Raw genomic sequence first — 21939 nt, 5'->3', positions numbered from 1 at the left:
AGGCCCGGCAGTGCCGGGCCTTTTTACTGTCTTGCGATCGATCAGGAGAAGATAACGTCGTCGCGCAGATTCGCGATGGTCATGTTGTTGATGGTCACAATGTCATCATCCTCAAAGGTGATGACCACGTTGTCGCCGGACTGGACTGCCAGAGCGCGCAGTTCTTCCCAGGTGTCGACGGTGCCGAAGTCAACATTCAGCGTATCGATGTTGTTCTGGAAGCCATTGATGACGTCGGAGTCGGATTCGCTCTGGAACACGAAGGTATCCGAACCCGAACCGCCGTTCATCGTGTCGTTGCCGTCGCCGCCGTTGAGCGTGTCCGAACCGATGCCGCCGGCGATGATGTCATTGCCCGCGCCAGCATTGATGTTGTCGGAGCCCGAGCCACCGTCGATCGAGTCATTGCCGTTACCGCCGGTAATCGAGTCAACGCCTGCACCGCCAAGGATCGTGTCGTCACCATCTGCGCCGCTCAGCGTGTCATTGCCGGTGCCGCCATTGAGGCTGTCGTTGTCAGCTTCACCGTACAGCTGGTCGCTGCCGTCGCCGCCGATCAGCGTGTCGTTGCCGAAGTAACCTTCAAGCCGGTCATTCCCGAGGCCACCATCAAGGCGGTCATCGTCATTCCACCCATCAAGAGAGTCATTGCCGTCGCCGCCAACCATCGTATCGCTGCCGTCGCCGCCGTTCATCGTGTCGGCGCCGGTGCCGCCGTTCATGCTGTCGGCGCCATCGCCACCAATGAGCGTATCTGCGCCCGAGCCGCCGTTGATGACGTCGTTTCCGGCGTCACCCGACAGATAATCTGCACCGGTGTCGCCGAAGAGCGAGTCGTCGCCGAGATCGCCCAGGATGGTGTCAGCGCCATTGCCGCCGCGCAAGACGTCGTTGTCGTGGCCACCGTTGATGTCGTCATTACCAGCGCCACCGCTGACCGAGTCATTGCCAAGGCCGCCAATTAGAACGTCGGCGCCGTAGCCTGCGATGATCGAGTCATTGCCAGCGCCGCCGTCAACCGAGTCGGTGTCGTTGGTCTGCAGAGTGGCGTTGGTGCCGTAATAGCTGGCATCGATCACGTCGTCACCGTCACCGCCGGTGACCACATCGGCGCCGCGGCCGGTGGAAATGCCGCCCGTCCAGTCGTAGCCGTCGGCCGCGGCAATTGTATCGTTCTCGGTCTCGCCTGTGGCGAAGTCTTCCGCCTGGAAGTTATAGCCCTCGATTTTGATGAGGTCGTCATCCATATCGTCACGGACCGAGGTCTTCAGCGTGAGCGAGGCGATAAAGGCGTTGTAAGCGGTCGCGTCTGCAAGGGTCGGCAATGCGTCGCCGTCAAGCACGAAGTAGGAGTAGGTGCTGCCGGTCGTGACGCGCAGAACAAGGGCCGCCTTGGTGACCGGGCTAGGGCCTGTGTTGTCAACCCATTTGTATTCCGCGATGTACAGATCGGTCGCCGCGTCGACGGGGGAACCGTTCACCATCAGGCCAAGCAGAGTGTCCGATTCGCTGACGTCAAGGACTGCTGCGCCGAAGTCGCCGGCGACCTCGTTTTCGATGGCATACTTGAAGGTCAGGCCGTCGGTGTTGACCGAGGCGACAAAGGAGATGGTTGCAGCGCCATTGACGGCAGTCGCCACACCGCCGGCTTCAGTCGTGTTAATTCCAGTGAGGGTATAAGTCGTCATGGGTGTCCCTTTCGCAATGGAAATCATCGCTCCATGGGCAAATGGGATGACGGAGGAATGTGGCGAAAACTGGAAAAGACCGCGTTCTACTTAAGGTTTAAGTTTTGCCAAAGCGTGACCCCTTACGTCATCGCTTTGGCATCACCACCATGAGCACCGCGCCAAGCCCCACAAGGACACAGATGCCCAGCACCAGCGGCACGGGGGTTCCGTCAAAGGCAAGGCCAAGGGGGGCAGCGATCGTCACGGCCAGCACCGTTGCCAGCGACCCGCTGACCGATGCCGCCATGCCCGCGATGTGTCCCAGAGGCTCTAGCGCGAGGGCGTTCAGGTTGCCCAGCGTCAACCCCGCCAGCATGAAGACGCTGATCGTCCAGATCACATGGCAGGCAAAAAGCTCGGTGTCCGGCACGGATGTCAGCGTCAGGATCGCCAGATAGATCAGGGACAGCACGATCTGGATGCGCAGCGTCCAGTTGATCATGGCGCGCATGCCCACACGCACCACCAGCGAGGCGTTGATGATGCTGGCGGTGCCCGACATCAGTGCGATCACGGCAAACCACAGCGGAAAGCTCTCGGCCCGGCCAAACGAGATGTCGAAGATCTGCTGGGTCGAAGAGATCGTCCCGAAAAGGCAGGCAAAGCACAGGGTCTGCACGGCAATGGCGATGACGACCACGCGGTTCGTCAGCACCTCGCGCAGCGCTTGCAGCAAGGGGCCAGCCTGAAGCGGGCGCCGTGCCGCGCGTGGCAGCGTCTCGGGCTGGCGCAGCAGAAGCCAGAGGACAGCGATGGCCGAGAACGCCATGAAGGCAAGGAAGATCGCCCGCCATCCGAAGGCCGCGATGATGCCGCTGCCCAGAAGCGGCGCCATGGCCGGAACAAGGGTGAAGATCATCATGGCGAAGCTCACGATCTGCGCCATCTGCCGGCCCGAATGCAGATCGCGCACCATGGCCAACGACACGACGCGTGGCCCGGCAGCGCCAATCCCCTGCAGGACGCGCGCGGCGAGCAGGGTCTCGAGCGTGGGGGCCTGATGGGCGAAGAAGGCGCCACCACAGTAGAGCAGCGCGCCGCCGACAATCACAGGCTTGCGTCCAAGCGTGTCGGACAGCGGTCCGGCAAACAGGGTTCCTGCGCCCATGCCAAAGACAAAGCTGGTCACGATCAGCTGGGCGCGGTTGGGCGAATCCGGTGTAAGCGTTGCGGCGATCTCGGGGATCGCTGGCAGCATTGCATCGATGGAAAAGGCGATGATGGCGAAAAGCGTTGCGATCAAGGCGACGAATTCGGCCCGCGAAAGCGGCTGTTGCGCAGTCATTCCTGGCCCTCATTCCGATTCAGTAGCTCGTCGATCACACGGCCCCACAGGGCGGGCTGTTGCGCCCCTGAAATCACGTGCGTGTCGGCGACGATATAGGTCGGCACCGCCGAGATGGCCTTCTCGCGGGCATGCAATTCGCGCGCGGCGACGGTCTGGGCGTCGGCGTCACTGGCAAGAAGCCGGGCGATCACCTGCCGGTCCAGCCCTGACTTCTCGGCGATATCGACCAGCACATCATGGTGGCCGATATCGCGCCCCTCGCGCCAATAGGCGCGGAACAGGGCAGAGACGACTGCCGACTGGCGCCCCTCAAGCCCCGCCCAGTGAATCAGGCGGTGGGCGTCAAAGGTGTTGGGCGTGGTCTTGATCGCCTCGAAGTTGAATTCAAGCCCGGCCTCGCGACCAAGCTCTGCCAGACGCAGGTGGGCGGCGACGGCGCGGTCCTGCGTGCCGAAGATGCGCAAGAGATAGGCTGCACGTTCAACGCCGCCGCGCGGCATCTGCGGTGCCAACTGGAACGGGTGCCATTCAATGATGAACGGATGTTCAGGATTGGCCTCAAGCGCGCGATCCAGGTAGGCCTTGCCGAGGTAGCACCACGGGCAGACCGGGTCAGAAAAGATGTCGAGTCGGATCATTCGGGGCTCCAGAGATCGGGCAGGGCGCGCCGGTTCAGCTTGCCATTTGCGTTTCGGGGCAGGGCAGTCACATGGGCCCAGATGCGGGGTTGGCGGTAGCGGGCAAGCCGCGTCGCGGCCTCTGCTGCAAGCTGCGTCTGGTCCAACGCGGCAGGGCCTGTGTAGAGGCAGGCGAGCACACGGGTGCCGTCTTTCACGCTGACCTCGGTAATCGCCAGATCGTCGATCCCCGGAATGCCGGCAAGCGCCGCCTCTACCTCTTGCGGTGAGACGCGAAAGCCGCCTGGGTTAAGCTGATCGTCGCTGCGACCGAGGGCGCGGATTGCACCGTCCTCGCGCATCTCGGCCATGTCTCCGGTGCGGAACCATGGGCCGGTGTAGCGGGCGGCGGTTGCGTCGTCGGCGTCCAGATAGCCCAGCATCAGTCCGGGATCGTTGCGGCTGATGGCAAGCTCGCCGGGTTCGCCGCGCGGCAGAGGCTCACCGTCGGTCGAAAGGATCGCGATCCTGCGATGCCGCTGCGCGTAGCCTGCATAACCTTCGGGTGCCGGGCGGGCAGGGCTTCCCGATAGGTAGGTAGAGACCTCTGACATGCCAAGTGCCTCATGCAGGTCGGTGCCGGTGGCCGAACCCCAGGCTGCGCGCAGGGCGGGGGTCAGGGTTTCGCCGGCGCAAAGCCCGTGGCGCAGGCGCGGCAGCGCAGGGATCGGCGCGCGCAACATCTGGCGGATCACACCCGGCGCCGCCGCCATGATCGTGGCATCAAACCGCTTGAGGAGAAGGGGCAGCTGCGCGGGCAGCACGCCAGGCCCTGGGATCAGCGCGGTGGCGCCGACGGTCCAAGGGTCCATCAGCCCGGTGCCGAGCGTGAAGGTCCAGTTGAAGGCCCCGGCATGAAGCAGTCGGTCGGATTGCGTCAACCCCTCCCAGTCGTCATGCATCTGCGCCCGCGCAAGGATTGCACGATGGGCGTGGACAACGCCGAAGGGCCGCCCCGAGGTGCCCGAGGTGAAGATGATATAGGCCGGGCGGTCGGCTGGTCCCATGTGCCAGTCGCAAGGCGCAAGCGTCGCCATCTGCAGCAGGCTGGCCGCGTCCAGTAGAGTCCTGTTGCCGTCTGGCAGGGCAATGTCGGCGCTGTGGATCACCAGTTGCGGGCGGATCTGTTCCGCCAGCGCCGTGACCTCGGCCTTTGTCAGTTGCGCCGATGTGGGCACGGGGACAAGACCAACCGCGATCGCACCCAGAAACGCCACCGGGAACTCGGGTCCGTTCCCAAGTCGCAGCAGCACCCGGTCGCCCGGTGCAAGGCCGCGCGCCAGAAGGCCCGTACCGGCACCGCGAACCGCAGCCTGAAGGCGCCCGTAGCTCCACCGCTCCGCCCCGGTGGGGCGAACGATCTGCATGGCCATCTTGTCGGCAAGCGCATCGGCCTGGGCCAGAACATGCGCGGCAAGGTTGAATGAGGCCGGCAGCGGCGGCGATGCCGTTGGTTCGGTGACGGAAAGCATTTCCCTTTGCTAGACCCGCCCCCCGGGGGATGCAAGACGCCAGTCTCCGCACTGGCGCAGGGTGATCTGTGCGCCGCCGCGCCTTGAGGCTTTCTGGGATGGCCGGTGGCGATCGGTCGCAGATGCGCGTCATTGTCGCAGGTGTTCGGGCGCTCTAGGGTGCCATGAGCAGAGGGGGGCCTGCATGCGCATTGCGATTCTGACGGATATCCACGCCAACCGAGAGGCGTTCTCGGCCGTGCTGTCCGATGTCGAGCGCCGCAAGGCCGAACGGATCGTCATGCTGGGCGATATCGTCGGCTACGGCCCCGACCCCGAATGGTGCTGCACCCGCGCGCAGGATCTGGTCGAGGGGGGCGCCTTGATTGTCCAGGGCAACCACGATGCCGCCGTCACCCGGCCCGACACGGCCATGAATATCACCGCCCGACGCGCGATTGACTGGACCCGGCCGCGCCTTTCAGCCGAGCAGGCGACTTTCCTTGCAAACCTGCCGATGCGGCAAGAGATCGACGACCTGCTGTTTGTCCATGCCAGCGCGAACGACGCGCAGGACTGGATCTATGTCACCTCGGCGCAGCGCGCGATGCCTTCGTTCCGCGTCAGCAAGGCGCGGGTCATCTTCTGCGGCCATGTCCATGTCCCGCAGCTTTACAGCCATGACATGAACGGTCGTGTGAAAGAGCAGCGCATGATGATCGGCGCGCCTGTGCCGCTGATCCGGTCGCGCCGCTGGCTGGCCGTCGTGGGCTCGGTTGGCCAGCCGCGCGATGGTCGCCCGATGGCAGGCTGGGCCATGTATGACACGGTCACCAACGAGCTGACCTTTCACCGCGTGCCTTATGAGGTTGCCTTGACCGTCACAAAGATCCGCAATGCGGGCTTGCCAGAAAGCCTTGCCATGCGGCTTGTATCAGGAGCGTGAGAGATGCGGGTGCGCGCCCATACCGGGCTTGAAATCGACGGCTTCACCATTGGCGAAAAGCTGCACGAAGGCGGCTTCGCCACCATTTGGGAGGTGACGCATCCCCTCTACCGTACGCCGCTGGTGATGAAGGTGCCCAAGATCCTCGATGGATACGATGGTCCCACCATCGTGGGGTTTGAGGTCGAGCAGATGATCCTGCCACGCCTCGTTGGCCCGCATGTTCCCCGCGTGATCGGCGTCGGTGATTTCGCGGTGCTGCCCTATGTGGTGACCGAACGGATTCCGGGCGACTCGCTTCTGGTGCATTTCCGTCAGGCGCCCTTTGCCGTGTCCGACACGATCGAGCTTGCCGCGCGGATGGCCGATGCGCTGCACGATCTGCACCGCCAGCATGTGATCCATCTGGATCTGAAGCCTGAAAACTACCTGCAGCGGCCGACGGGCGAGATGGTGCTCATCGACTATGGCCTGTCGCGGCACGACCAGTTGCCCGATCTCCTGGCCGAGGAATTCACCATTCCGATGGGAACCTACCCCTATATCGCGCCCGAGCAGTTTCTGGGCTCTCGCGACGACCCGCGCTCTGACATCTTTGCGCTCGGCGCGATGATCTATCAGGCCGCGACCGGCAAGTTGCCATTCGGCAAGCCCGAAACACTGCGCGGCGTGCGCCCGCGGCTGTGGCGTGACCCGATCCCGCCGCGTGCGCTGGTGCCTGACCTGCCTGAATGGCTGCAAGAGATCATTTTGCGCGCGCTGGAGGTTGACCCCGCCAAGCGTTATCAGACTGCCGCGCAGATCTTCTTTGACTTGACGCATCCCGCGCAGGTCAAGCTTTCGGACAGGGCGATGAAGCTCAAGCGCGACAGCCGGATGACGGTGTGGAAACGCTGGTGGCGGATGCGCAAGATCAAGGGCTTTCCCGCGCCGGTCAGCGTTCAGTCCCAGATCAGCAAGGCGCCGATCCTGATGGTCGCTGTCGACCTGTCGCCCGAGATGGAGACGCTGGCCGACCTCTTGCGCCAGAACGTTCACCGGATGCTGGCGACGCAGCCCGACATGCGCGTGGCTTGCGTGAACGTCATCAAGACCAGCCGCATTGCCATCGATTCAGCGGTGGATGACGAGGGGCGCAACCTGCACGTCTCGCGCCTCGTCGGGCTACGTCACTGGGCCGAGGGGATCGATCTGGGGGACGAGCGGCTGACCTACAGCGTGCTGGAAAACACCGATCCGGCAGCGGCGATCATCGAATACGCGACCCATAACAACGTGGATCATATCCTGATGGGTGCGCGTGGCCATTCTTCGACGCGCCGCTATCTGGGCTCGGTCTCAAGCCAGGTTGTCGCCGAGGCGCATTGCAGCGTGACAGTCATCCGCCGCCGCGATACCGCGGCGGAGGCCGAGGAGCAACTTGCGGTCGCGTGACCGGGGTCAGCCCAACCAGTCGGAAACCGTATTCGCCCCGCCCGAGATGTCCTGTCCGATGCCATCAACGGTATTGCAGCCCGCAAGTGCGCCAAGCGCCCCGGCGAGGGCTGCGATCACCAGCAGTTTCTTCATGGTCAGCCTCTGCTCGTTTCTTGTTCTTGGTCGTGTTGCCATAGACCGGTACTGCAGAAATAAACCGGCCCGGCAGTTTTGTCATTCCCCTCGTGTCGAACCGGCAATCCACTGCCGGTTTCTCATTCGGCCCACCATGTCTGCGGCTGCCAGCCCGGCCAGTCGCCATATAGTGGGAAGCGGTCCGGGAAGTGCAGCCCGCGACGATAGGCGATGCGTGAGGTGTCAGAGAACCAGACCGGCACGACGTAGCGCCCGGTGATCAGCGCACGGTCCAGCGCCTCGGTCGCGGCGGTGAAATCGGCAGGGTCGCGCGCCTGCAGCATCGCGTCGATCAGCGCGCCCACGGCAGGCGAGTTGATGCCCGGCCAGTTCCGCGTGCCGGGTTCGGTGACGCCAGCCGCGCCCCAGTAGAGCACTTGTTCATTGCCTGGCGACAGGGACAGGGCGCGAATGAAGTGCGTCATGTCAAAGGCATAGGCGTTGGTGCGTTCCTTGTACTGCGAATTGTCGACCGTGGTCAGCCGCGCCTCGATGCCCAGACGTTTCAGCGCCTCGATATAGATGTTGGCGGCCGAGATCATCTCGTCTTGCCCGTTGGTGAGCAGGATCTCGAAAGCAAACGGCTTGCCCTCGGCATTGACCAGCACTCCGTCACGCACGGTCCAGCCAGCGTCCTCCAGCAGCTTGACGGCCACGCGCATGTTCTTGCGATTGGCCTCTGATCCGTCCGCGACGGGCAGGGCGTAGCCGTCGATCGCGCCGGGCAGAAGCTCGGCCGCATGGGGCTCAAGCAGCGTCTTCACCTTGCCCTCGGCAGGAACTCCGGGCTTCATGCCCAGAAACGAATTGCCGAAATAGGACGTGATGCGCGGCTGCACACCGCCGTTCAGTGTGCGGTTCACCAGTTCAAAGTTGAAGGCATGGATCAGCGCCTCGCGCACACGCCAGTCGGCAAACAGCGGGTTGCGGGTGTTGAAGGCAAAACCCTCGATCCCGGAAGGCCGCTGGTGCGGCACCTCGACCTTCAGAACTTCGCCTGAAGTGACGGCCGGGAAGTTAAAGTTACCCAGCCATTTCGCCGGGTTTGTCTCGCGGTAGGCAGAGATGGCCCCGCCCTTGAATGCCTCGAAAAGCGCGGTGTCGACACCGAAATACTCGATCCGGATCTCATCCAGATTGTGCTGACCGCGGTTGAAAGGCAGATCCTTGCCCCACCAGTCCGGATTGCGGCGGAAAGTGATGGAACGGCCGGGATCAACCTCGGCGACCGTATAGGGGCCAGAGCCGACCGGGGGGATCAGGGTCGATTCGCCGAACTCGCGCCCCTCCCACGCGGCCTTGCGCAGAATCGGGCGCAGACCCAGAATCAGTGGAAGTTCGCGGTCTTGCGCGTTGAAGGTGAAGCGCACGCTGCGTGGCCCGGTGATCTCGGACCGGGCAATCTTTTTCCAGGCGCCCGCATAGCGCGGCTGTCCTTTCGTCGCGAGCGTCTCGAACGACCAGATCACATCTTCGGGGGTAACGGGGGCGCCGTCGGAAAAGCGCGCCTCTTCACGCAAGGTAAACTCGACGTAGCTGCGCGCCTCGTCGGTCTGGATGGTTTCGGCAAGCAGGCCATAAAGGCTGAAGGGTTCATCCAGCGATCGTCCCATCAGCGTCTCAACCGTGAACTCGGTGACCTGATTTGGCGCATTTCCCTTTATGATGAACGGGTTGAGGCTATCGAAGCCGCCTTGCTCACCCAGTGTGATGCGACCCCCTTTGGGGGCGTCCGGGTTCACATAGGGAAGGTGCGTGAAGCCGGGTGCCAGTGCCGGTTCGCCATGCATGGCGATGGCGCCCATGGGGGATTCGGCAAGGGCCGGTTGGGCCGCCAGCATGGCGCCCGCCAGCCAGAGGATTCGCGGCAGATGGCCGAAATGGATTGGTCGCATTCTGGAAACGCTTTCGTTCTGCCCTGTTTTTCTTGGGCCCGAGATTAGTGGTGCTTTCGTGGTTTTTCAAACTTTTAACTTGGACAGAGCGCCAGACAGAGGTATAAGTGACTTACTGCTCGATAGGTTTCTTGCCTGTATGAAACCTGCCTCAACGACTTAACGCCGGCCTAGCGCCGGCGTTTTTTTATGCGCTGACCGGCCCCGATCCAGCGATGAACTTTTGGTCGCAGCGTGGGTTTTGCTTTCCCGTCCTTGCCCGCTCGGCTTATGTTGCGGGCGCAGCATCAGACAGGAGTGGCAGAATGATCCTGAAGGGCAAACGGGCGGTTGTGACCGGTTCCAACTCTGGCATCGGCTTGGGTGTGGCGGTCGAACTGGCAAAGGCCGGGGCCGAGGTTGTGATCAACAGCTTCACCGATCGGCCCGAGGATCACGCGCTGGCGGCGCAGATCGCCGCGGATACCGGCGCCAATGTGCGCTACATCGCCGCTGACATGTCCAAGGGTGACGAATGCCGTGCCCTGATCGAAAAGGCGGGCGGCTGCGACATCCTTGTGAACAACGCGGGCATCCAGTTCGTCGCACCGGTTGACGAGTTTCCGGTTGATAAGTGGAACGCGATCATCGCGATCAACCTGTCGTCGGCCTTCCATACGACGGCGGCCGCGCTGCCGGGGATGAAGGCCAAAGGTTGGGGCAGGGTGATCAACATCGCCTCGGCCCATGGACTGACCGCGTCGCCCTTCAAATCGGCCTATGTGGCGGCGAAGCATGGCGTGGTGGGGCTGACCAAAACAGTCGCGCTTGAGGTTGCGGGCAAAGGCATCACCTGCAACGCCATCTGCCCCGGATATGTGCTGACCCCGCTGGTTGAGGCGCAGATCCCCGACACTATGAAGCAATACAACATGGACCGCGAAACCGTGATCCGCGAGGTGATGCTGCAACGTCAGCCCTCGCGCCAGTTTGCCACGGTCGAACAGTTGGGGGGCACGGTGGTCTTTCTGTCCAGCCCCTCGGCCGACCAGATCACTGGCACCACGATCAGCGTAGATGGGGGCTGGACCGCGCTGTGACCTTGCGGTTGAACCTGGCTCTTCAGGGTGGCGGCGCGCATGGCGCCTTCACTTGGGGCGTTCTGGACCGGCTTCTGGAAGAGCCTGACCTTGAGGTCGCGGGGATTACCGGAACGTCTGCTGGCGCGTTGAACGCGGCAGCCCTGAAGGCCGGGCTGCATGACGGTGGGGCGGCAGGCGCGCGCGCAAGCCTCGACCGGCTGTGGAACGATGTGGGCGCGCTTGTCGATCTGCGTGTCGCGCGGTGGATGTCACAGGCCTTTCCGATCGCCACCGCATTTGCCGAGGCGGTATCCGGTGCCCTGCCGGTCTCGCCCGTTGCGGTCGCTTCGCAGGTCTACACACCCTATGCTTGGGGCGCGTTCTGGCAGAACCCGCTGTCTGAGGTGGTCGCACGCTTCGACTTCGGGAAAGTGTGCCAGCGCGAAGGGCCCGCGCTCTTCATCTCTGCCACCAATGTTCGTACGGGCAAGATCCGCGTCTTTGAGGGCGAAGAGATTTCGCCCGAAACGCTGCTCGCCTCAGCCTGCCTTCCGACGGTGTTTCAGGCCATCGAATTGATTGACCCCGCGACCGGCCGCCCCGAAGTGTTCTGGGATGGCGGCTTTACGGGCAACCCGGCGCTGTTCCCGCTCTATCGCCCCGACCTGCCCGAAGATATCATGATCATTGCGATCAATCCGCTGCGGCGCGATTGCATCCCGCAGACGCCGGTCGAGATCCAGAACCGCGTCAACGAGATCAGTTTTAACTCAGCCCTGCTGGGTGAGTTGCGCGCCGTGAACTTCGTCAAGCGATTGATCGCAGAAGGCCGAATGCCCAAAGGCGCGATGCGGGACATCCGCGTGCATCTGGTCGCGGATGAGGATCTGATGAACGAGTTGGGTGCGGGCAGCAAGCTGCAACCGAGCCCCGGCCTGTTGGCGCGGCTCAAGTCGGCCGGACGGGCCGCCGCCGAGGACTGGCTTGGCACCCACCGCAGCAAGGTGGGCAAGGACAGCTCAGTCGATCTGCGCGGGCTTTTCGGCTAGTGCCGCCCGCAAATCCCTGGGCGTGGGCGCGACGAGTCCGGCCGAGACGATCAGCTTCACCGCGTCATCGGCCTTCATGTCGAGTAAGATCACATCCTCTTCCGGCACATAGAGGATGATGCCCGATGTCAGCGGGGTCAGCGCAAGGAAGACCGCGATCATCTTCTTGTCCGAGGGCAGTTTCTCGGCGATCTCGCCCTTGGCGGTGGTGGCAACAAACCCCACAGCCCAACTGCCGGGGCGCGGGAATTCGACGAGGCAGGTCCGCTCGAAGCTTTTTTCCGATTTGGCGAAGAAGGTTTCGGTGATCTGCTTGAACCCGCCGTAGACCGACCGCACCACCGGCATCCGGTCCACCAGCGCCTCGGTCTGGGCGATGACCGACCGGCCGATCAGGCCCTTTGCGATCCAGCCGATCACGACGGTGAAGATCAGAAAGACGATGACCCCAAGGCCGCGCGTCGGAAAATTGGCATCCGGGCCGATGTAGTATTCGACAAGCTGATCCGGCCGCCAGCCAAAGGGGATCAGCGGCAGGATCCAGCTGTCGATCCAGCCGACCACCGTATAGATCAGATAGATCGTCAGCCCGATGGGAAGAATGACCACCAGCCCCGTTAGAAAGCTGGCGCGTAGCCCGCCCAGCAGGCCGCGCTTACGGGGATGCGAGTGATCGTCCATGCCTACTCCTTGCTGGCGATCATCTAAGCCAGTGGTTTCATGCGATTCAATGAACAGCGCATGACATATGGTCGAAAGCCCGGAAGTTAAGCCCGCTGGCGGGCGATTTCGCCTGCAATCGCAGCAGCAAGGCGGGCGTTGTTCAGAACCAGCGCGATGTTCGAGGCCAGCGACCGGCCAGAGGTCAGCTCAAAGATCCGGTCCAGCAGGAAAGGCGTCACCTGTTTGGCGGCGATCCCCTGCGCCTCGGCCTCGGACAGCGCCTGTTCGACGACCGGCATGATCTCGTCACGCGGGATCTCGTCGGCCTCGGGGATCGGGTTCGCAACAAGCTGTCCACCCTTCAGGCCAAGGCGCGCGCGCATCAGCTGCGCGGCGGCGATCTGCGCCGGGTCATCCATCCTGAGCGGCGCCTTGAGCCCGGATGAGCGCGACCAGAAGGCCGGGAAATCGTCCTGACCATAGGCGATGACGGGCACGCCTTGTGTCTCAAGCACTTCCAGCGTCTTGGGCAGGTCGAGGATCGCCTTGGCGCCCGCTGCAACCACGGTCACGGGCGAGAGGCCCAGTTCCACAAGGTCGGCCGAGATGTCAAAGCTCGTTTCCGCCCCGCGGTGAACGCCGCCGATGCCGCCGGTTGCAAAGACATGGATGCCCGCCATCGCCGCGCAGATCATGGTGGCGGCGACCGTGGTTGCCCCCACGCGGCCAAGCGCCACGCAGGCCGGCAGGTCGGCCCGGCTGAGCTTCATGGCATCGGGGGTCTTGCCCAGATCATCAAGCTGCGCATCCGTCAGCCCGATGAGGATCTGTCCCCCCATCACCGCGATCGTCGCAGGAACCGCGCCGCCCTTGCGCACTTCGGCCTCGACCGCGCGTGCGGCCTGAACATTCTGCGGAAACGGCATGCCGTGGGTGATGATCGTCGATTCCAGCGCGACGACAGGCTTGCCCGCATCCAGCGCGGCGCGCACTTCGGTCGTGAAGGCGAGGGGCAGGGTCATGATCCGATCTCTCCTGAGACATAGGTCGCGGCGGCTCGCAGGGCCGAGGCAAGCGCAGCCTCGCGCCCTTCGCCGCGACGTTCGGCGACGATATGGGCCGCCATGAAAGTGTCGCCCGCACCGGTGATGCGGGTCACGAGAACCGGGGGCGGCGCATCGGCAATGACGCCTGCGCCCTTGGTGCCCTCGGCACAGGTCTTGCCACCATGGGTCACAAGAACCCGCTGCGCGCCCCGATCCAGCAAGGCCTGCGCGGCGGCAGGGGCACTGTCGTGGTCGGCCGCGCAAAGGATGTTCGCCTCTTCGAGGTTCACATAGAGCGTGGCACCAGGATGCTCCAAGAGCGGGCGCAGCCGCTCGGCCTTGCCCGGACTGGCAGGGGCCACGCGCAGGTCGGCACGCGCGAAGAGGGCCGAGGTTGCAATCTGCGACAGTAGCGCCTCAGTCAGGTTGCCATCCAGTGCGATCAACCCCACCCACGGTGATACCGCGCTGCCCAGTCGACCGTCGCCCAGCGGACGCAGGATCTTGTCTCCCGACGCCTCAAGCGAGTGGGCATCGGCAATCGCGGCGATCAGGCCATTCGCGCCCTCGACCGCCATGTAACGGTCGGTCGGCAGATCCTCGCTGCGATAGATATGGTCGGTGACCATGCCCATCCGCGCGCAGGCGGCGATCAGCTCGTCACCCTCCGGGTCGCGGCCGATCGTGGTCAGTAGGCCCGGAACCAGACCAAACCGGCGCAGCGTCATGGCGATGTTCATCGCCACACCACCGGGCAGGCGTGTGATCCGGCCCGGTACGTCCGAGCCAAGCCGCATCGCCGTGGGCGAGCGACCGATGATGTCCCAAAGGACAGAACCGATGCAAAGAATGTCTGCCGTCATATTTGCCTTGTCGCCCAAGAGGCGTGCGCCCGCAAGGCTCAGATCAAGCCGGTGCCCCGGATCCCGTCGATCACGAACTGCACCGAAAGTGCTGCAAGCAGCATGCCCAGAAGACGGGTGATGACGATGGTTCCGGTGCGGCCCAGCATCCGTTCAAGCGGCGGGGCGGCCAGAAGGAAGGCGAAGGTCGTGATCATGACGACCAGCATGACGCCGATCACGATCAAGGTACCGGCCATGCCGCCGCCCGCCTGTCCGACCAGCAGGATCATCGTGGCGATGGCGCCCGATCCGGCGATCAGGGGGGTGGCCAGCGGAAAGACCGAAGGGTCGTGGTCTGGCTCGGCCTGCTGCCCCTCGCGCCGTTGAGTGCGTCGTTCGAACAGCATGTCGAGTGCGGTCAGGAACAGAAGAATGCCGCCCGCAATCCGGAAGGCTGGCATGGTGATGCCGATGAAGCCCAAGAGCGCCTCGCCCGCAAAGGCGAAGGCCGCAAGGATGCCAATCGCAATGATGCAGGCCCGTGTGGCCAGTGCCCTGCGCCGACTGACCGACATGCCGCGTGTCAGGGCAATGAACAACGGCACCAGCCCCGGCGGGTCGATCACCACGAAAAGCGTGGCGAAAGCGGTGATAAGGAAGCCGGAAGTGATCATGTCTTGCCCTGTTGCGCGCGTTGGGCATTGTCACGCGGATATCTGTGCAAGGCAATGGGGCGTAAAGAAAAAGGGCGCCGCTTTGGGCGCCCTTTTGCGGATTACTCGGCGGCAAGCGCCAGATCGCCCGCGTAGGTCAGGAAGCGGCCATCATCCTCGATGAAGGTCTTTTCTTTAAAGCTCGCCTCGTGCGATCCGAAGGGCATCTGCGCGCGCAGTTTCCAGCTTGCGGGCACGTTGAAGGCGCGGGCGGCGGGTTCGTCGGCAATAGGGCTGTAGTGCTGCAGCGAAGCGCCAAGTCCCGCATCGGCCAGCGCGTTCCAGACTGCGAGTTGTGCCATGCCGGCCGAATGCTCCGAGAATGTCGGGAAGGCATCGGCATAGAGCGGGAAGTTCTCTTGCAGGCCCTTCACCGTGTCCTGATCTTCATAGAACAGCACCGTGCCGATACCGCTGGCGAAGGCGCGCATCTTGGCCTCGGTGGGCGCAAAGGCCTCGGCCGGAACGATGGCGCGCAGGGCGTCCTCGGTCAGCTGCCAGAACTTCTCCGACGCGGCGCCGAACAGGATCACAGCACGCGAGGACTGCGAGTTGAAGGACGAGGGCGTCAGCCGGATCGCCTCTTTGATCAACGCCTCAAGCGCGTCGTTCGAATGGGTTGTGTTACGGCCGAGCGCGTATTGGGTGCGGCGTTTCTTCAGGGTTTCAATGGTTGCGTTCGTCATGGCTGGAGGCCCTTTTCTGCGGTTGCAGCATATATCTGCGACCGCAAGGTCCAAGCTTCAACCGGCCGTTATGTGCACAAGCGCAGAGCGGGCGTTCGAAAATGAACGACTGAAAATCAATGGGTTGGTAAAGGCGTCAGCGCGCCTCGGCCAGATCCAGCTTTTCCTGAGCTTCAAGCCACATGAGTTCGGCCCGCCCCATCGCCTCTTCCACCTCGGCGAATTTGGCGGTCCAGACAGCCAGATCCTGTTTCTTTGCCTCGTCGTACAGGACGGGGTCTGCAAGCTTTTCTTGCAGCTTTTCGCGCATGCCCGTCAGCTTCGCGAGACGCTCCTCGCACTTGCGCACCTCTGACCGCAGGGCCAGCACCTCGTCACGCCCGGCTTTCTTTGGCTTCTCTGCAGGCTTGGCGGCCTCCTTGGCAGGCTCGTCGCCGGCCAGAAGCTCGGCCCGGTAGCTTTCCAGATCCTTGTCATAGGGTGCCACCGCGCCGCCCTTCACCAGCCACAGACGGTCGGCCACAAGGCCCAGCAGGTGCATGTCGTGGCTGACGAGGATCACCGCGCCGGAATATTCGGTCAAGGCCTCGACCAGCGCCTCGCGGCTTTCGATGTCCAGGTGGTTGGTCGGCTCGTCAAGGATCAGAAGATGCGGCGCATCGATCGTGGCAAGCAGCAGCGACAGGCGCGCCTTCTGCCCGCCAGAAAGGCGACCCACCGCAGTCTCGGCTTGTTCGGCCATCAGGCCAAAGCCTGCCAGCCGCGCCCGCAAACGCGCCTGATGCTCTTCCGGGCGCAGGCGCTGGACGTGCTGCAGCGGGGTTTCGTCCAGATGCAGCTCTTCCACCTGATGCTGCGCGAAAAAGCCGATGCGTAGCTTGCCGTGCCGGGTAACGGTGCCACCCATCACATCCAGCTTGCCCGCCAGCAGCTTGGAGAGTGTCGATTTCCCCTCGCCGTTGCGCCCCAGCAGGGCGATCCGGTCATCCTGATCGATGCGCAGCGACATGCGGCGCAGCACGGGCCGGTCGCCGTAGCCGACGGCGGCATTGTCAAGGTTCACGATTGGCGGCGACAGCTCTTCGGGTTCGGGGAAGGTGAAGACCATCTTTCGCGCTTCTTCGGGGGCGGTGATGGGCGTCAGCTTTTCCAGCATCTTCACACGGCTTTGGGCCTGTGCGGCCTTGGTAGCCTTTGCCTTGAAACGGTCGACGAAGGACTGCAAGTGCGCGCGTCGCGCCTCGACGCGCTTGGCCTCGGCGGCAAGCACTGCGTTGCGCTCGACCATCTGGCGGGCGAATTGGTCGTATCCACCCTGCCAGTAGGTCAGCTTGCGGTTGTCGAGATGCAGGATCCCTTGCACGGCGCGGTTCAGAAGTCCCCGGTCGTGGCTGATGATGATGACCGTATGGGGGTATTTCTGCAGATAGCTTTCAAGCCAAAGCGCGCCTTCGAGGTCAAGATAGTTGGTCGGCTCGTCAAGCAGCAGATAGTCAGGCTGCGAAAACAGCACGCCCGCCAGCGCCACGCGCATCCGCCAGCCACCCGAAAAGTCTGAGCAGGGCCGCAGTTGCGCCTCGGCGTCAAAACCAAGGCCGCGCAGGATCGCGCTCGCCCGCCCCTCGGCCGACCATGCGTCGATATCGGCCAGACGGGTCTGGATCTCGGCGATCCGGTGCGGGTCGGTCGCGGTCTCCGCCTCGGCCAGCAGTGACGTGCGTTCGGTGTCTGACTGCAGCACCGTGTCGATCAGCGAGGTCGAGGATGAGGGCACCTCCTGCGCCACGCCGCCGATGCGGGCGCGGGCAGGGATCGTGATCTCGCCCCCTTCAAGGGCCAACTCGCCCCGGATCAGACGAAACAGCGTGGTCTTGCCGGTGCCGTTGCGGCCCACAAGACCCACCTTGTGGCCCGTGGGAATAGTGGCTGTGGCCCCCTCGAACAACGGGCGGCCTTCGATCGAATAGGTGATGTCAGAGATGCGCAGCATGGGCATGAGCCATGCCGCAAGCCCCGCCCGCCGTCAACCGATCAACAAGGGCCCTGTGCTTCCTCTTGGCCGCAATACCCCGGGGGAGTCGCGCGGCACGCGCGGCGGGGGCAGCGCCCCCTTCTTCCGTCACGCCCTTTTCAACATCGGTCGCGCATGATAGAGGGGCGCCCAGAAATCCGGCGCGGGGGACCACTTCCCGCGCCTTGCCACTTATGGAGAGCCTCATGGCCATCGAACGTACCCTGTCGATCATCAAGCCCGACGCCACCAAGCGCAACCTGACCGGCAAGATCGTCGCGAAGTTTGAAGAAGCCGGCCTGCGCGTCGTTGCTTCCAAGCGTATTCACCTGTCGCCCGCCCAGGCTGGCCAGTTCTATGCCGAGCATGCCGAGCGTCCGTTCTACGGCGAACTCTGCGCGTTCATGGCGTCGGAGCCGGTCGTCGTGCAGGTTCTGGAAGGCGAAGGCGCCATTGCCAAGAACCGTGAAGTGATGGGCGCGACCGATCCGGCCGCTGCTGCCGAAGGCACCATCCGCAAAGAGTTTGCCCTGTCGAAGGGCGAGAACTCGGTCCACGGTTCGGACAGCGAAGCTTCGGCCGCGCGCGAGATCGCTTTCTTCTTCTCGGGTCTGGAACTGGTCGGCTGATTTCAGCAGTCCGGAAGGATCAAGGGGCCGCCCGTCTGGGCGGCCTTTTCATTTGCGCGCGACGACGCCCAGCAGGTCAAGCTCGCGGGCAAGCGGGCCGGGCAGGCCCGCAAGCGGTGCGTGTGCCGCCGCTTCCTTCAACGCGTCGAATTTGACCCGCAGCGCCTTTTTCTCGTCGCCCTTGCAGTCGTTCCACGGGCGCCCCTGCAAGCCCATGACCAGTACGTAATATCCAATGAAATGCGGTGGGGTTCCGGATTTCAGCAGCGCCAGATAGGCCGCATCGGCGCCCAGTGCGCGCAACTCTTCTGCGCTGTGGATACCCGCACGCGCAAAGGCCGCCTCGGACGCGGGGCCAAGGTTAGGAATGGAAGAGACGGGTTCGGCCATGCGGGTGCCCTTGAAAAGACGAAGGCCAGCCTGACGGCTGGCCTGTCGTTGTCAAGCGGGCATCACGTCGGCGGGTGCCGTCAGATTGCAGCCCAGTCCTTGAAGATCGGCTGTCCACCCTGCTGCTGTTGCGAGGGCGAAGGTGCGCCGCCTTGTTGCTGCTGCGGCTGCGGGTTCTGGTCTTGGGCCAATTGTTCTCTCCGGTTTACATGGACACTCGTACCTCGGCGACCTGCGGCATTCGGGTGTACCGTTTGCCAATCCGTCGGGCCGCGTGTCGCCGTTCGCCAATTATGCGCCGGATTCTGGCGATTCAAGTGCAATCGACGTTGGGGAAGGTGAGAGATGCAAAAAAATGTGGCAGTTTGTTAACAATGCCACGCAGGGGTTGCAGCCGTCGTCGGGCTTCGCTGAAAAGCTGTTATTTTCGCCGCGCCCAGATTAGCCCAGAACCTTGGCCGGAAAGCCGATTGCATCAAGAACCTGAATGATTTCTGCGGCAGGCGCATCGCCTTCGACCTCAATCATGCGGCCGTCGATATCAAAGCGCAGCGCGTTTACGCCGGGCATCGGGGTCAGTGCCGCTTCGATCGAGGCGCGGCAATGGCCGCAGTTCATGTCGGGAATGTTGAAGCGGATCATCGCGGGTCCCATTTTCTGCTGAAGCGCCGCATTTGTGCGCCGGCGCGGGCAAAGGTCAAGTGGCGGAATGTCGCGCGCACGGGGTGGATGGGCCATTGACCTTCCGTCTGGATCGGCGGCGATATGGGCGCCAAGAAGGAGAGCCGCATGGATGGGTCGACGCTGCAGATGGTGCGCTTCCGGTTGGACGGGATGACCTGCGCATCCTGCGTGGCGCGCGCCGAGCGTGTGCTGACCGCACAGGACGGCGTGGCGGCTGCGCGCGTCAATCTGGCTGACGAAAGCGCGGAGGTCCGCTTTCAGGCCCCAGCCACGGCGCAGGCTCTGGCCGGGGTGCTTGGCCGCGCGGGATACCCGGTCAGGCAAACGACGCTACAGCTGTCGGTCGAAGGGATGACCTGCGCCTCTTGCACGGGCCGGGTCGAGCGGGTGCTGAAGGCGCAGCCGGGCGTGCTGGATGCGCGGGCCAATCTGGCGGCGCGGCGTGCAAGCATCACGCTGTGGGAGGGGGCGGCAACGCCCGACGATCTGGCCGCCGTGGTGACACGCGCAGGGTTCGACGCCACGCCTATCGCCGATGCCGACCCCGGCGCCCGCGCCGCCGAGTTGCAGCGCCTGACCCGCGATGCCTGGATCGCCGGGGCGCTGACCCTGCCGGTTTTCATCACCGAGATGGGCGGTCATTTGATCCCGGCCTTCCACCATTGGCTCATATCCGTCGTGCCGATGGGTCTGCTCTGGCAGGTTCAGTTTGTTCTGGCGACGCTTGTGCTCGTGGGGCCGGGGCGTCGGTTCTTTGCCAAAGGGGTGCCCGCCTTGCTGCGGGGGGCGCCCGACATGAACAGCCTTGTCGCAGTGGGAACCGCTTCGGCCTGGGCCTATTCGACCGTTGCGACCTTTGCGCCGACGCTTCTGCCTGCCGGATCGCGTGCGGTGTATTTTGAGGCCGCAGCCGTGATCGTCGTGCTGATCCTTGTCGGCCGGGTGCTTGAGACGCGGGCGCGCGGTCAGGCTGGGGCCGCTATCGCGCGGCTGGTGGGCCTGCAACCTAAGACCGCCCGGATCGAAGACGGCGGTGCGTTTGTCGATCTGCCGGTGGCGCAGATCAGGCCCGGCGCGCGGCTGATCATCCGTCCAGGCGAACGGATTGCGCTGGATGGCGTGGTCGAAGAGGGTCAGTCGGCGGTGGATGAGGCGATGCTGACGGGCGAGGCGATGCCGGTCGCCAAATCCTTGGGCGACCCGGTGACCGGTGGCACAGTGAATGGCAATGGCACACTTGCGGTGCGTGTGACGCAGGTGGGCGCCGATACGGTCCTTTCGCGCATCATCGCCATGGTCGAAGAGGCGCAATCCACCAAACTGCCGGTTCAGGCGTTGGTTGATCGCATCACCCTGTGGTTCGTGCCGGTGGTGATGGCGCTGGCGCTTCTGACCGTGGCGGTCTGGCTGGTGGTCGGGCCGGGGCTGGCCGAGGCACTGGTGGCGGGTGTTTCGGTTCTGATTATCGCCTGTCCCTGTGCCATGGGGCTGGCCACGCCCGTGTCGATCATGGTGGGCACCGGGCGCGCAGCAGAGCTTGGTGTGCTGTTCCGCCGGGGCGAAGCCCTGCAGACCTTGTCCGAGGTCAAACGAATTGCCTTTGACAAGACCGGCACACTGACCGAGGGCAAGCCGGTGCTGACCGATCTCAAGCCCGCCTCTCCGCATTTGCTGCGTCTTGCTGCTGCGGTCGAGATGCGGTCCGAGCATCCGCTGGCGCAGGCCGTGGTGCACGCGGCAAAGGCACAAGGGCTGGAGATCCCGCCTGTCACCGATTTCGCCGCGCGCCCCGGATATGGGGCCGAGGCGACCGTCGAAGGCGCCCGCGTGGCCGTAGGGGCGGCCCGGATGTTCCCCGATGGCTGCGGCCAATGGCAGGTCGAGGGCGAGGGTTTTGCGGTGCAGGGCAAGACGCCGATCTACCTTGCGGTTGATGGCAAGGTGCTTGGCGTGCTGGCTGTGGCCGATCGGGTCAAACCTTCGGCGGCAGCCTCGGTCAAGGCGTTGCGCGCACTGGATCTGGACGTGGCGATGGTCACGGGCGATGCACAACGCGTCGCACTGGCGATCGGCTCAGAGCTTGGGATCACCAATGTCCGGGCTGAGGTGCTGCCCGGCGGCAAGGTGGATGTGGTGCGCGACCTTGCGCCGGGTGTGGCATTTGTGGGGGACGGGATCAACGATGCCCCTGCGCTTGCGGCGGCGGATGTGGGGATCGCCATTGGCACTGGAACCGATGTCGCGATCGAGGCGGCCGAGGTGGTGCTGATGTCGGGCGACCCGATGGGGGTGGCAAATGCCGTCGTGCTGTCGCGCGCGGTGATGCGCAACATCCGGCAGAACCTGCTGTGGGCCTTTGGCTATAACGCGGCGTTGATCCCGGTGGCGGCAGGGGTGCTGGTGCCCTTCGGCGGCCCGGCGCTCTCTCCCATGCTGGCGGCGGGGGCAATGGCGCTGTCATCGGTCTTCGTGCTGACAAATGCGCTGCGCCTGCGCCGTGTGCCTCCGGTTCGCGCACAGTGAACGTTTGGTGCGCGCTGCGTCTGGCGGGCTCTGGCAATCGG

General features: G+C 64.0%; 21 protein-coding genes. 7 read left to right on the top strand and 14 right to left on the bottom strand.

Translation table 11 applies throughout. The features are described from left to right. Positions 1 to 41 precede the first annotated feature (41 nt). The 4 genes from FQU74_RS08070 to FQU74_RS08055 all read right to left on the bottom strand — a co-directional run bounded on the left by FQU74_RS08070 (position 42) and on the right by FQU74_RS08055 (position 5167). Positions 42 to 1688, bottom strand: a complete 1647-nt coding sequence (locus FQU74_RS08070) for a calcium-binding protein (protein WP_158635555.1) — start codon at positions 1686 to 1688, stop codon at positions 42 to 44. Positions 1689 to 1815: 127 nt separating this feature from the next. After that, the gene (locus tag FQU74_RS08065; RefSeq protein WP_146285881.1) at positions 1816 to 3015 is read right to left on the bottom strand and encodes a multidrug effflux MFS transporter; all 1200 of its coding nucleotides are present in this window, start codon (positions 3013 to 3015) and stop codon (positions 1816 to 1818) included. Beyond that, complete coding sequence (locus FQU74_RS08060) at positions 3012 to 3656, bottom strand: DsbA family oxidoreductase (RefSeq protein ID WP_146285880.1); 645 nt, start codon at positions 3654 to 3656, stop codon at positions 3012 to 3014. Before FQU74_RS08060 ends, FQU74_RS08065 begins: the two co-directional genes overlap by 4 nt. Further along, entirely contained in the window at positions 3653 to 5167 is a 1515-nt protein-coding gene (locus FQU74_RS08055) for a class I adenylate-forming enzyme family protein (RefSeq protein WP_146285879.1), read from the bottom strand. Before FQU74_RS08055 ends, FQU74_RS08060 begins: the two co-directional genes overlap by 4 nt. A 184-nt stretch (positions 5168 to 5351) precedes the next feature. Between FQU74_RS08055 and FQU74_RS08050 the strand changes: the two genes are divergently transcribed. Both FQU74_RS08050 and FQU74_RS08045 read left to right on the top strand, forming a co-directional pair. Further along, positions 5352 to 6092 carry a metallophosphoesterase family protein gene (locus FQU74_RS08050; protein ID WP_146285878.1) on the top strand — a complete coding sequence of 247 codons (741 nt, stop codon included), beginning with the start codon at positions 5352 to 5354 and terminating at the stop codon, positions 6090 to 6092. Between the two features lie 3 nt (positions 6093 to 6095). Then, positions 6096 to 7526 carry a serine/threonine protein kinase gene (locus FQU74_RS08045; protein ID WP_146285877.1) on the top strand — a complete coding sequence of 477 codons (1431 nt, stop codon included), beginning with the start codon at positions 6096 to 6098 and terminating at the stop codon, positions 7524 to 7526. Positions 7527 to 7532: 6 nt separating this feature from the next. Here FQU74_RS08045 and FQU74_RS19705 read toward each other — a convergent pair whose 3' ends face one another. Beyond that, a complete protein-coding gene (locus FQU74_RS19705) occupies positions 7533 to 7661 on the bottom strand; it encodes a hypothetical protein (RefSeq protein ID WP_268236733.1) in 129 nt (42 codons plus the stop codon). 122 nt (positions 7662 to 7783) lie between these two features. Then, complete coding sequence (locus tag FQU74_RS08040; RefSeq protein WP_373289006.1) at positions 7784 to 9544, bottom strand: extracellular solute-binding protein; 1761 nt, start codon at positions 9542 to 9544, stop codon at positions 7784 to 7786. A 359-nt stretch (positions 9545 to 9903) separates the two neighbouring features. Here FQU74_RS08040 and FQU74_RS08035 point away from each other — a divergent pair, with 359 nt between their 5' ends. Then, positions 9904 to 10677: a 3-hydroxybutyrate dehydrogenase gene (locus FQU74_RS08035; RefSeq protein WP_146285876.1), complete on the top strand. Its 774-nt coding sequence runs from the start codon at positions 9904 to 9906 to the stop codon at positions 10675 to 10677. Beyond that, the gene (locus tag FQU74_RS08030; protein WP_146285875.1) at positions 10674 to 11708 is read left to right on the top strand and encodes a patatin-like phospholipase family protein; all 1035 of its coding nucleotides are present in this window, start codon (positions 10674 to 10676) and stop codon (positions 11706 to 11708) included. The genes FQU74_RS08035 and FQU74_RS08030 overlap by 4 nt, the downstream gene beginning before the upstream one ends. Here the strand turns inward: FQU74_RS08030 and FQU74_RS08025 are convergent. From FQU74_RS08025 to FQU74_RS08000, 6 genes are all read right to left on the bottom strand, one after another. Continuing rightward, positions 11679 to 12389 carry a DUF502 domain-containing protein gene (locus tag FQU74_RS08025; RefSeq protein WP_146285874.1) on the bottom strand — a complete coding sequence of 237 codons (711 nt, stop codon included), beginning with the start codon at positions 12387 to 12389 and terminating at the stop codon, positions 11679 to 11681. The genes FQU74_RS08030 and FQU74_RS08025 overlap by 30 nt on opposite strands. 86 nt (positions 12390 to 12475) lie before the next feature. Next, the gene (locus FQU74_RS08020) at positions 12476 to 13393 is read right to left on the bottom strand and encodes a pseudouridine-5'-phosphate glycosidase (protein ID WP_146285873.1); all 918 of its coding nucleotides are present in this window, start codon (positions 13391 to 13393) and stop codon (positions 12476 to 12478) included. Then, positions 13390 to 14280, bottom strand: a complete 891-nt coding sequence (locus FQU74_RS08015; RefSeq protein WP_146285872.1) for a PfkB family carbohydrate kinase — start codon at positions 14278 to 14280, stop codon at positions 13390 to 13392. The genes FQU74_RS08020 and FQU74_RS08015 overlap by 4 nt, the downstream gene beginning before the upstream one ends. Positions 14281 to 14318: 38 nt before the next feature. Further along, entirely contained in the window at positions 14319 to 14936 is a 618-nt protein-coding gene (locus tag FQU74_RS08010) for a MarC family protein (protein ID WP_146285871.1), read from the bottom strand. Between the two features lie 101 nt (positions 14937 to 15037). Continuing rightward, positions 15038 to 15661, bottom strand: coding sequence for a nitroreductase family protein (locus FQU74_RS08005; RefSeq protein ID WP_146285870.1), 624 nt, complete (start codon positions 15659 to 15661; stop codon positions 15038 to 15040). A 136-nt stretch (positions 15662 to 15797) separates the two neighbouring features. After that, entirely contained in the window at positions 15798 to 17651 is a 1854-nt protein-coding gene (locus tag FQU74_RS08000) for an ABC-F family ATP-binding cassette domain-containing protein (RefSeq protein ID WP_146286244.1), read from the bottom strand. 227 nt (positions 17652 to 17878) lie between these two features. On the opposite strand from FQU74_RS08000, the gene ndk reads away from it, so the two are divergent. Next, positions 17879 to 18301 carry a nucleoside-diphosphate kinase gene (gene ndk / locus FQU74_RS07995; RefSeq protein ID WP_146285869.1) on the top strand — a complete coding sequence of 141 codons (423 nt, stop codon included), beginning with the start codon at positions 17879 to 17881 and terminating at the stop codon, positions 18299 to 18301. A 48-nt stretch (positions 18302 to 18349) separates the two neighbouring features. Here ndk and FQU74_RS07990 read toward each other — a convergent pair whose 3' ends face one another. After that, positions 18350 to 18691, bottom strand: coding sequence for a TfoX/Sxy family protein (locus FQU74_RS07990; protein ID WP_146285868.1), 342 nt, complete (start codon positions 18689 to 18691; stop codon positions 18350 to 18352). Positions 18692 to 18833: 142 nt separating this feature from the next. On the opposite strand from FQU74_RS07990, the gene FQU74_RS07985 reads away from it, so the two are divergent. Then, positions 18834 to 19136 carry a hypothetical protein gene (locus FQU74_RS07985; RefSeq protein ID WP_146285867.1) on the top strand — a complete coding sequence of 101 codons (303 nt, stop codon included), beginning with the start codon at positions 18834 to 18836 and terminating at the stop codon, positions 19134 to 19136. Here the strand turns inward: FQU74_RS07985 and FQU74_RS07980 are convergent. Next, positions 19133 to 19429 (bottom strand): heavy-metal-associated domain-containing protein, encoded by a 297-nt coding sequence (locus FQU74_RS07980; protein ID WP_229704298.1) that lies wholly within the window; start codon positions 19427 to 19429, stop codon positions 19133 to 19135. The genes FQU74_RS07985 and FQU74_RS07980 overlap by 4 nt on opposite strands. Positions 19430 to 19480: 51 nt before the next feature. Here FQU74_RS07980 and FQU74_RS07975 point away from each other — a divergent pair, with 51 nt between their 5' ends. Further along, positions 19481 to 21898 (top strand): heavy metal translocating P-type ATPase, encoded by a 2418-nt coding sequence (locus FQU74_RS07975; protein WP_146285866.1) that lies wholly within the window; start codon positions 19481 to 19483, stop codon positions 21896 to 21898. Positions 21899 to 21939 lie beyond the last annotated feature (41 nt).

This window comes from Gemmobacter aquaticus (genome assembly GCF_007859075.1).
Taxonomy (GTDB): domain Bacteria; phylum Pseudomonadota; class Alphaproteobacteria; order Rhodobacterales; family Rhodobacteraceae; genus Gemmobacter; species Gemmobacter aquaticus.
This window is presented reverse-complemented; position numbering and strand designations above follow the sequence as displayed.

Bases quoted from the DNA above. Each gene is read 5' to 3' on its own strand.
- FQU74_RS08025 (WP_146285874.1), bottom strand. From the start codon at position 12,389: ATGGACGATCACTCGCATCCCCGTAAGCGCGGCCTGCTGGGCGGGCTA.
- FQU74_RS08035 (WP_146285876.1), top strand. From the start codon at position 9,904: ATGATCCTGAAGGGCAAACGGGCGGTTGTGACCGGTTCCAACTCTGGC.
- FQU74_RS07980 (WP_229704298.1), bottom strand. From the start codon at position 19,429: ATGGCCCATCCACCCCGTGCGCGCGACATTCCGCCACTTGACCTTTGC.
- FQU74_RS08005 (WP_146285870.1), bottom strand. From the start codon at position 15,661: ATGACGAACGCAACCATTGAAACCCTGAAGAAACGCCGCACCCAATAC.
- FQU74_RS08045 (WP_146285877.1), top strand. From the start codon at position 6,096: ATGCGGGTGCGCGCCCATACCGGGCTTGAAATCGACGGCTTCACCATT.
- FQU74_RS08040 (WP_373289006.1), bottom strand. From the start codon at position 9,544: ATGCTGGCGGCCCAACCGGCCCTTGCCGAATCCCCCATGGGCGCCATC.
- FQU74_RS08010 (WP_146285871.1), bottom strand. From the start codon at position 14,936: ATGATCACTTCCGGCTTCCTTATCACCGCTTTCGCCACGCTTTTCGTG.
- FQU74_RS08070 (WP_158635555.1), bottom strand. From the start codon at position 1,688: ATGACGACTTATACCCTCACTGGAATTAACACGACTGAAGCCGGCGGT.
- FQU74_RS08065 (WP_146285881.1), bottom strand. From the start codon at position 3,015: ATGACTGCGCAACAGCCGCTTTCGCGGGCCGAATTCGTCGCCTTGATC.
- FQU74_RS08060 (WP_146285880.1), bottom strand. From the start codon at position 3,656: ATGATCCGACTCGACATCTTTTCTGACCCGGTCTGCCCGTGGTGCTAC.
- FQU74_RS08055 (WP_146285879.1), bottom strand. From the start codon at position 5,167: ATGCTTTCCGTCACCGAACCAACGGCATCGCCGCCGCTGCCGGCCTCA.
- FQU74_RS08000 (WP_146286244.1), bottom strand. From the start codon at position 17,651: ATGCTGCGCATCTCTGACATCACCTATTCGATCGAAGGCCGCCCGTTG.
- FQU74_RS08020 (WP_146285873.1), bottom strand. From the start codon at position 13,393: ATGACCCTGCCCCTCGCCTTCACGACCGAAGTGCGCGCCGCGCTGGAT.
- FQU74_RS19705 (WP_268236733.1), bottom strand. From the start codon at position 7,661: ATGAAGAAACTGCTGGTGATCGCAGCCCTCGCCGGGGCGCTTGGCGCA.
- ndk (WP_146285869.1), top strand. From the start codon at position 17,879: ATGGCCATCGAACGTACCCTGTCGATCATCAAGCCCGACGCCACCAAG.
- FQU74_RS07975 (WP_146285866.1), top strand. From the start codon at position 19,481: ATGGATGGGTCGACGCTGCAGATGGTGCGCTTCCGGTTGGACGGGATG.
- FQU74_RS07990 (WP_146285868.1), bottom strand. From the start codon at position 18,691: ATGGCCGAACCCGTCTCTTCCATTCCTAACCTTGGCCCCGCGTCCGAG.
- FQU74_RS08050 (WP_146285878.1), top strand. From the start codon at position 5,352: ATGCGCATTGCGATTCTGACGGATATCCACGCCAACCGAGAGGCGTTC.
- FQU74_RS08015 (WP_146285872.1), bottom strand. From the start codon at position 14,280: ATGACGGCAGACATTCTTTGCATCGGTTCTGTCCTTTGGGACATCATC.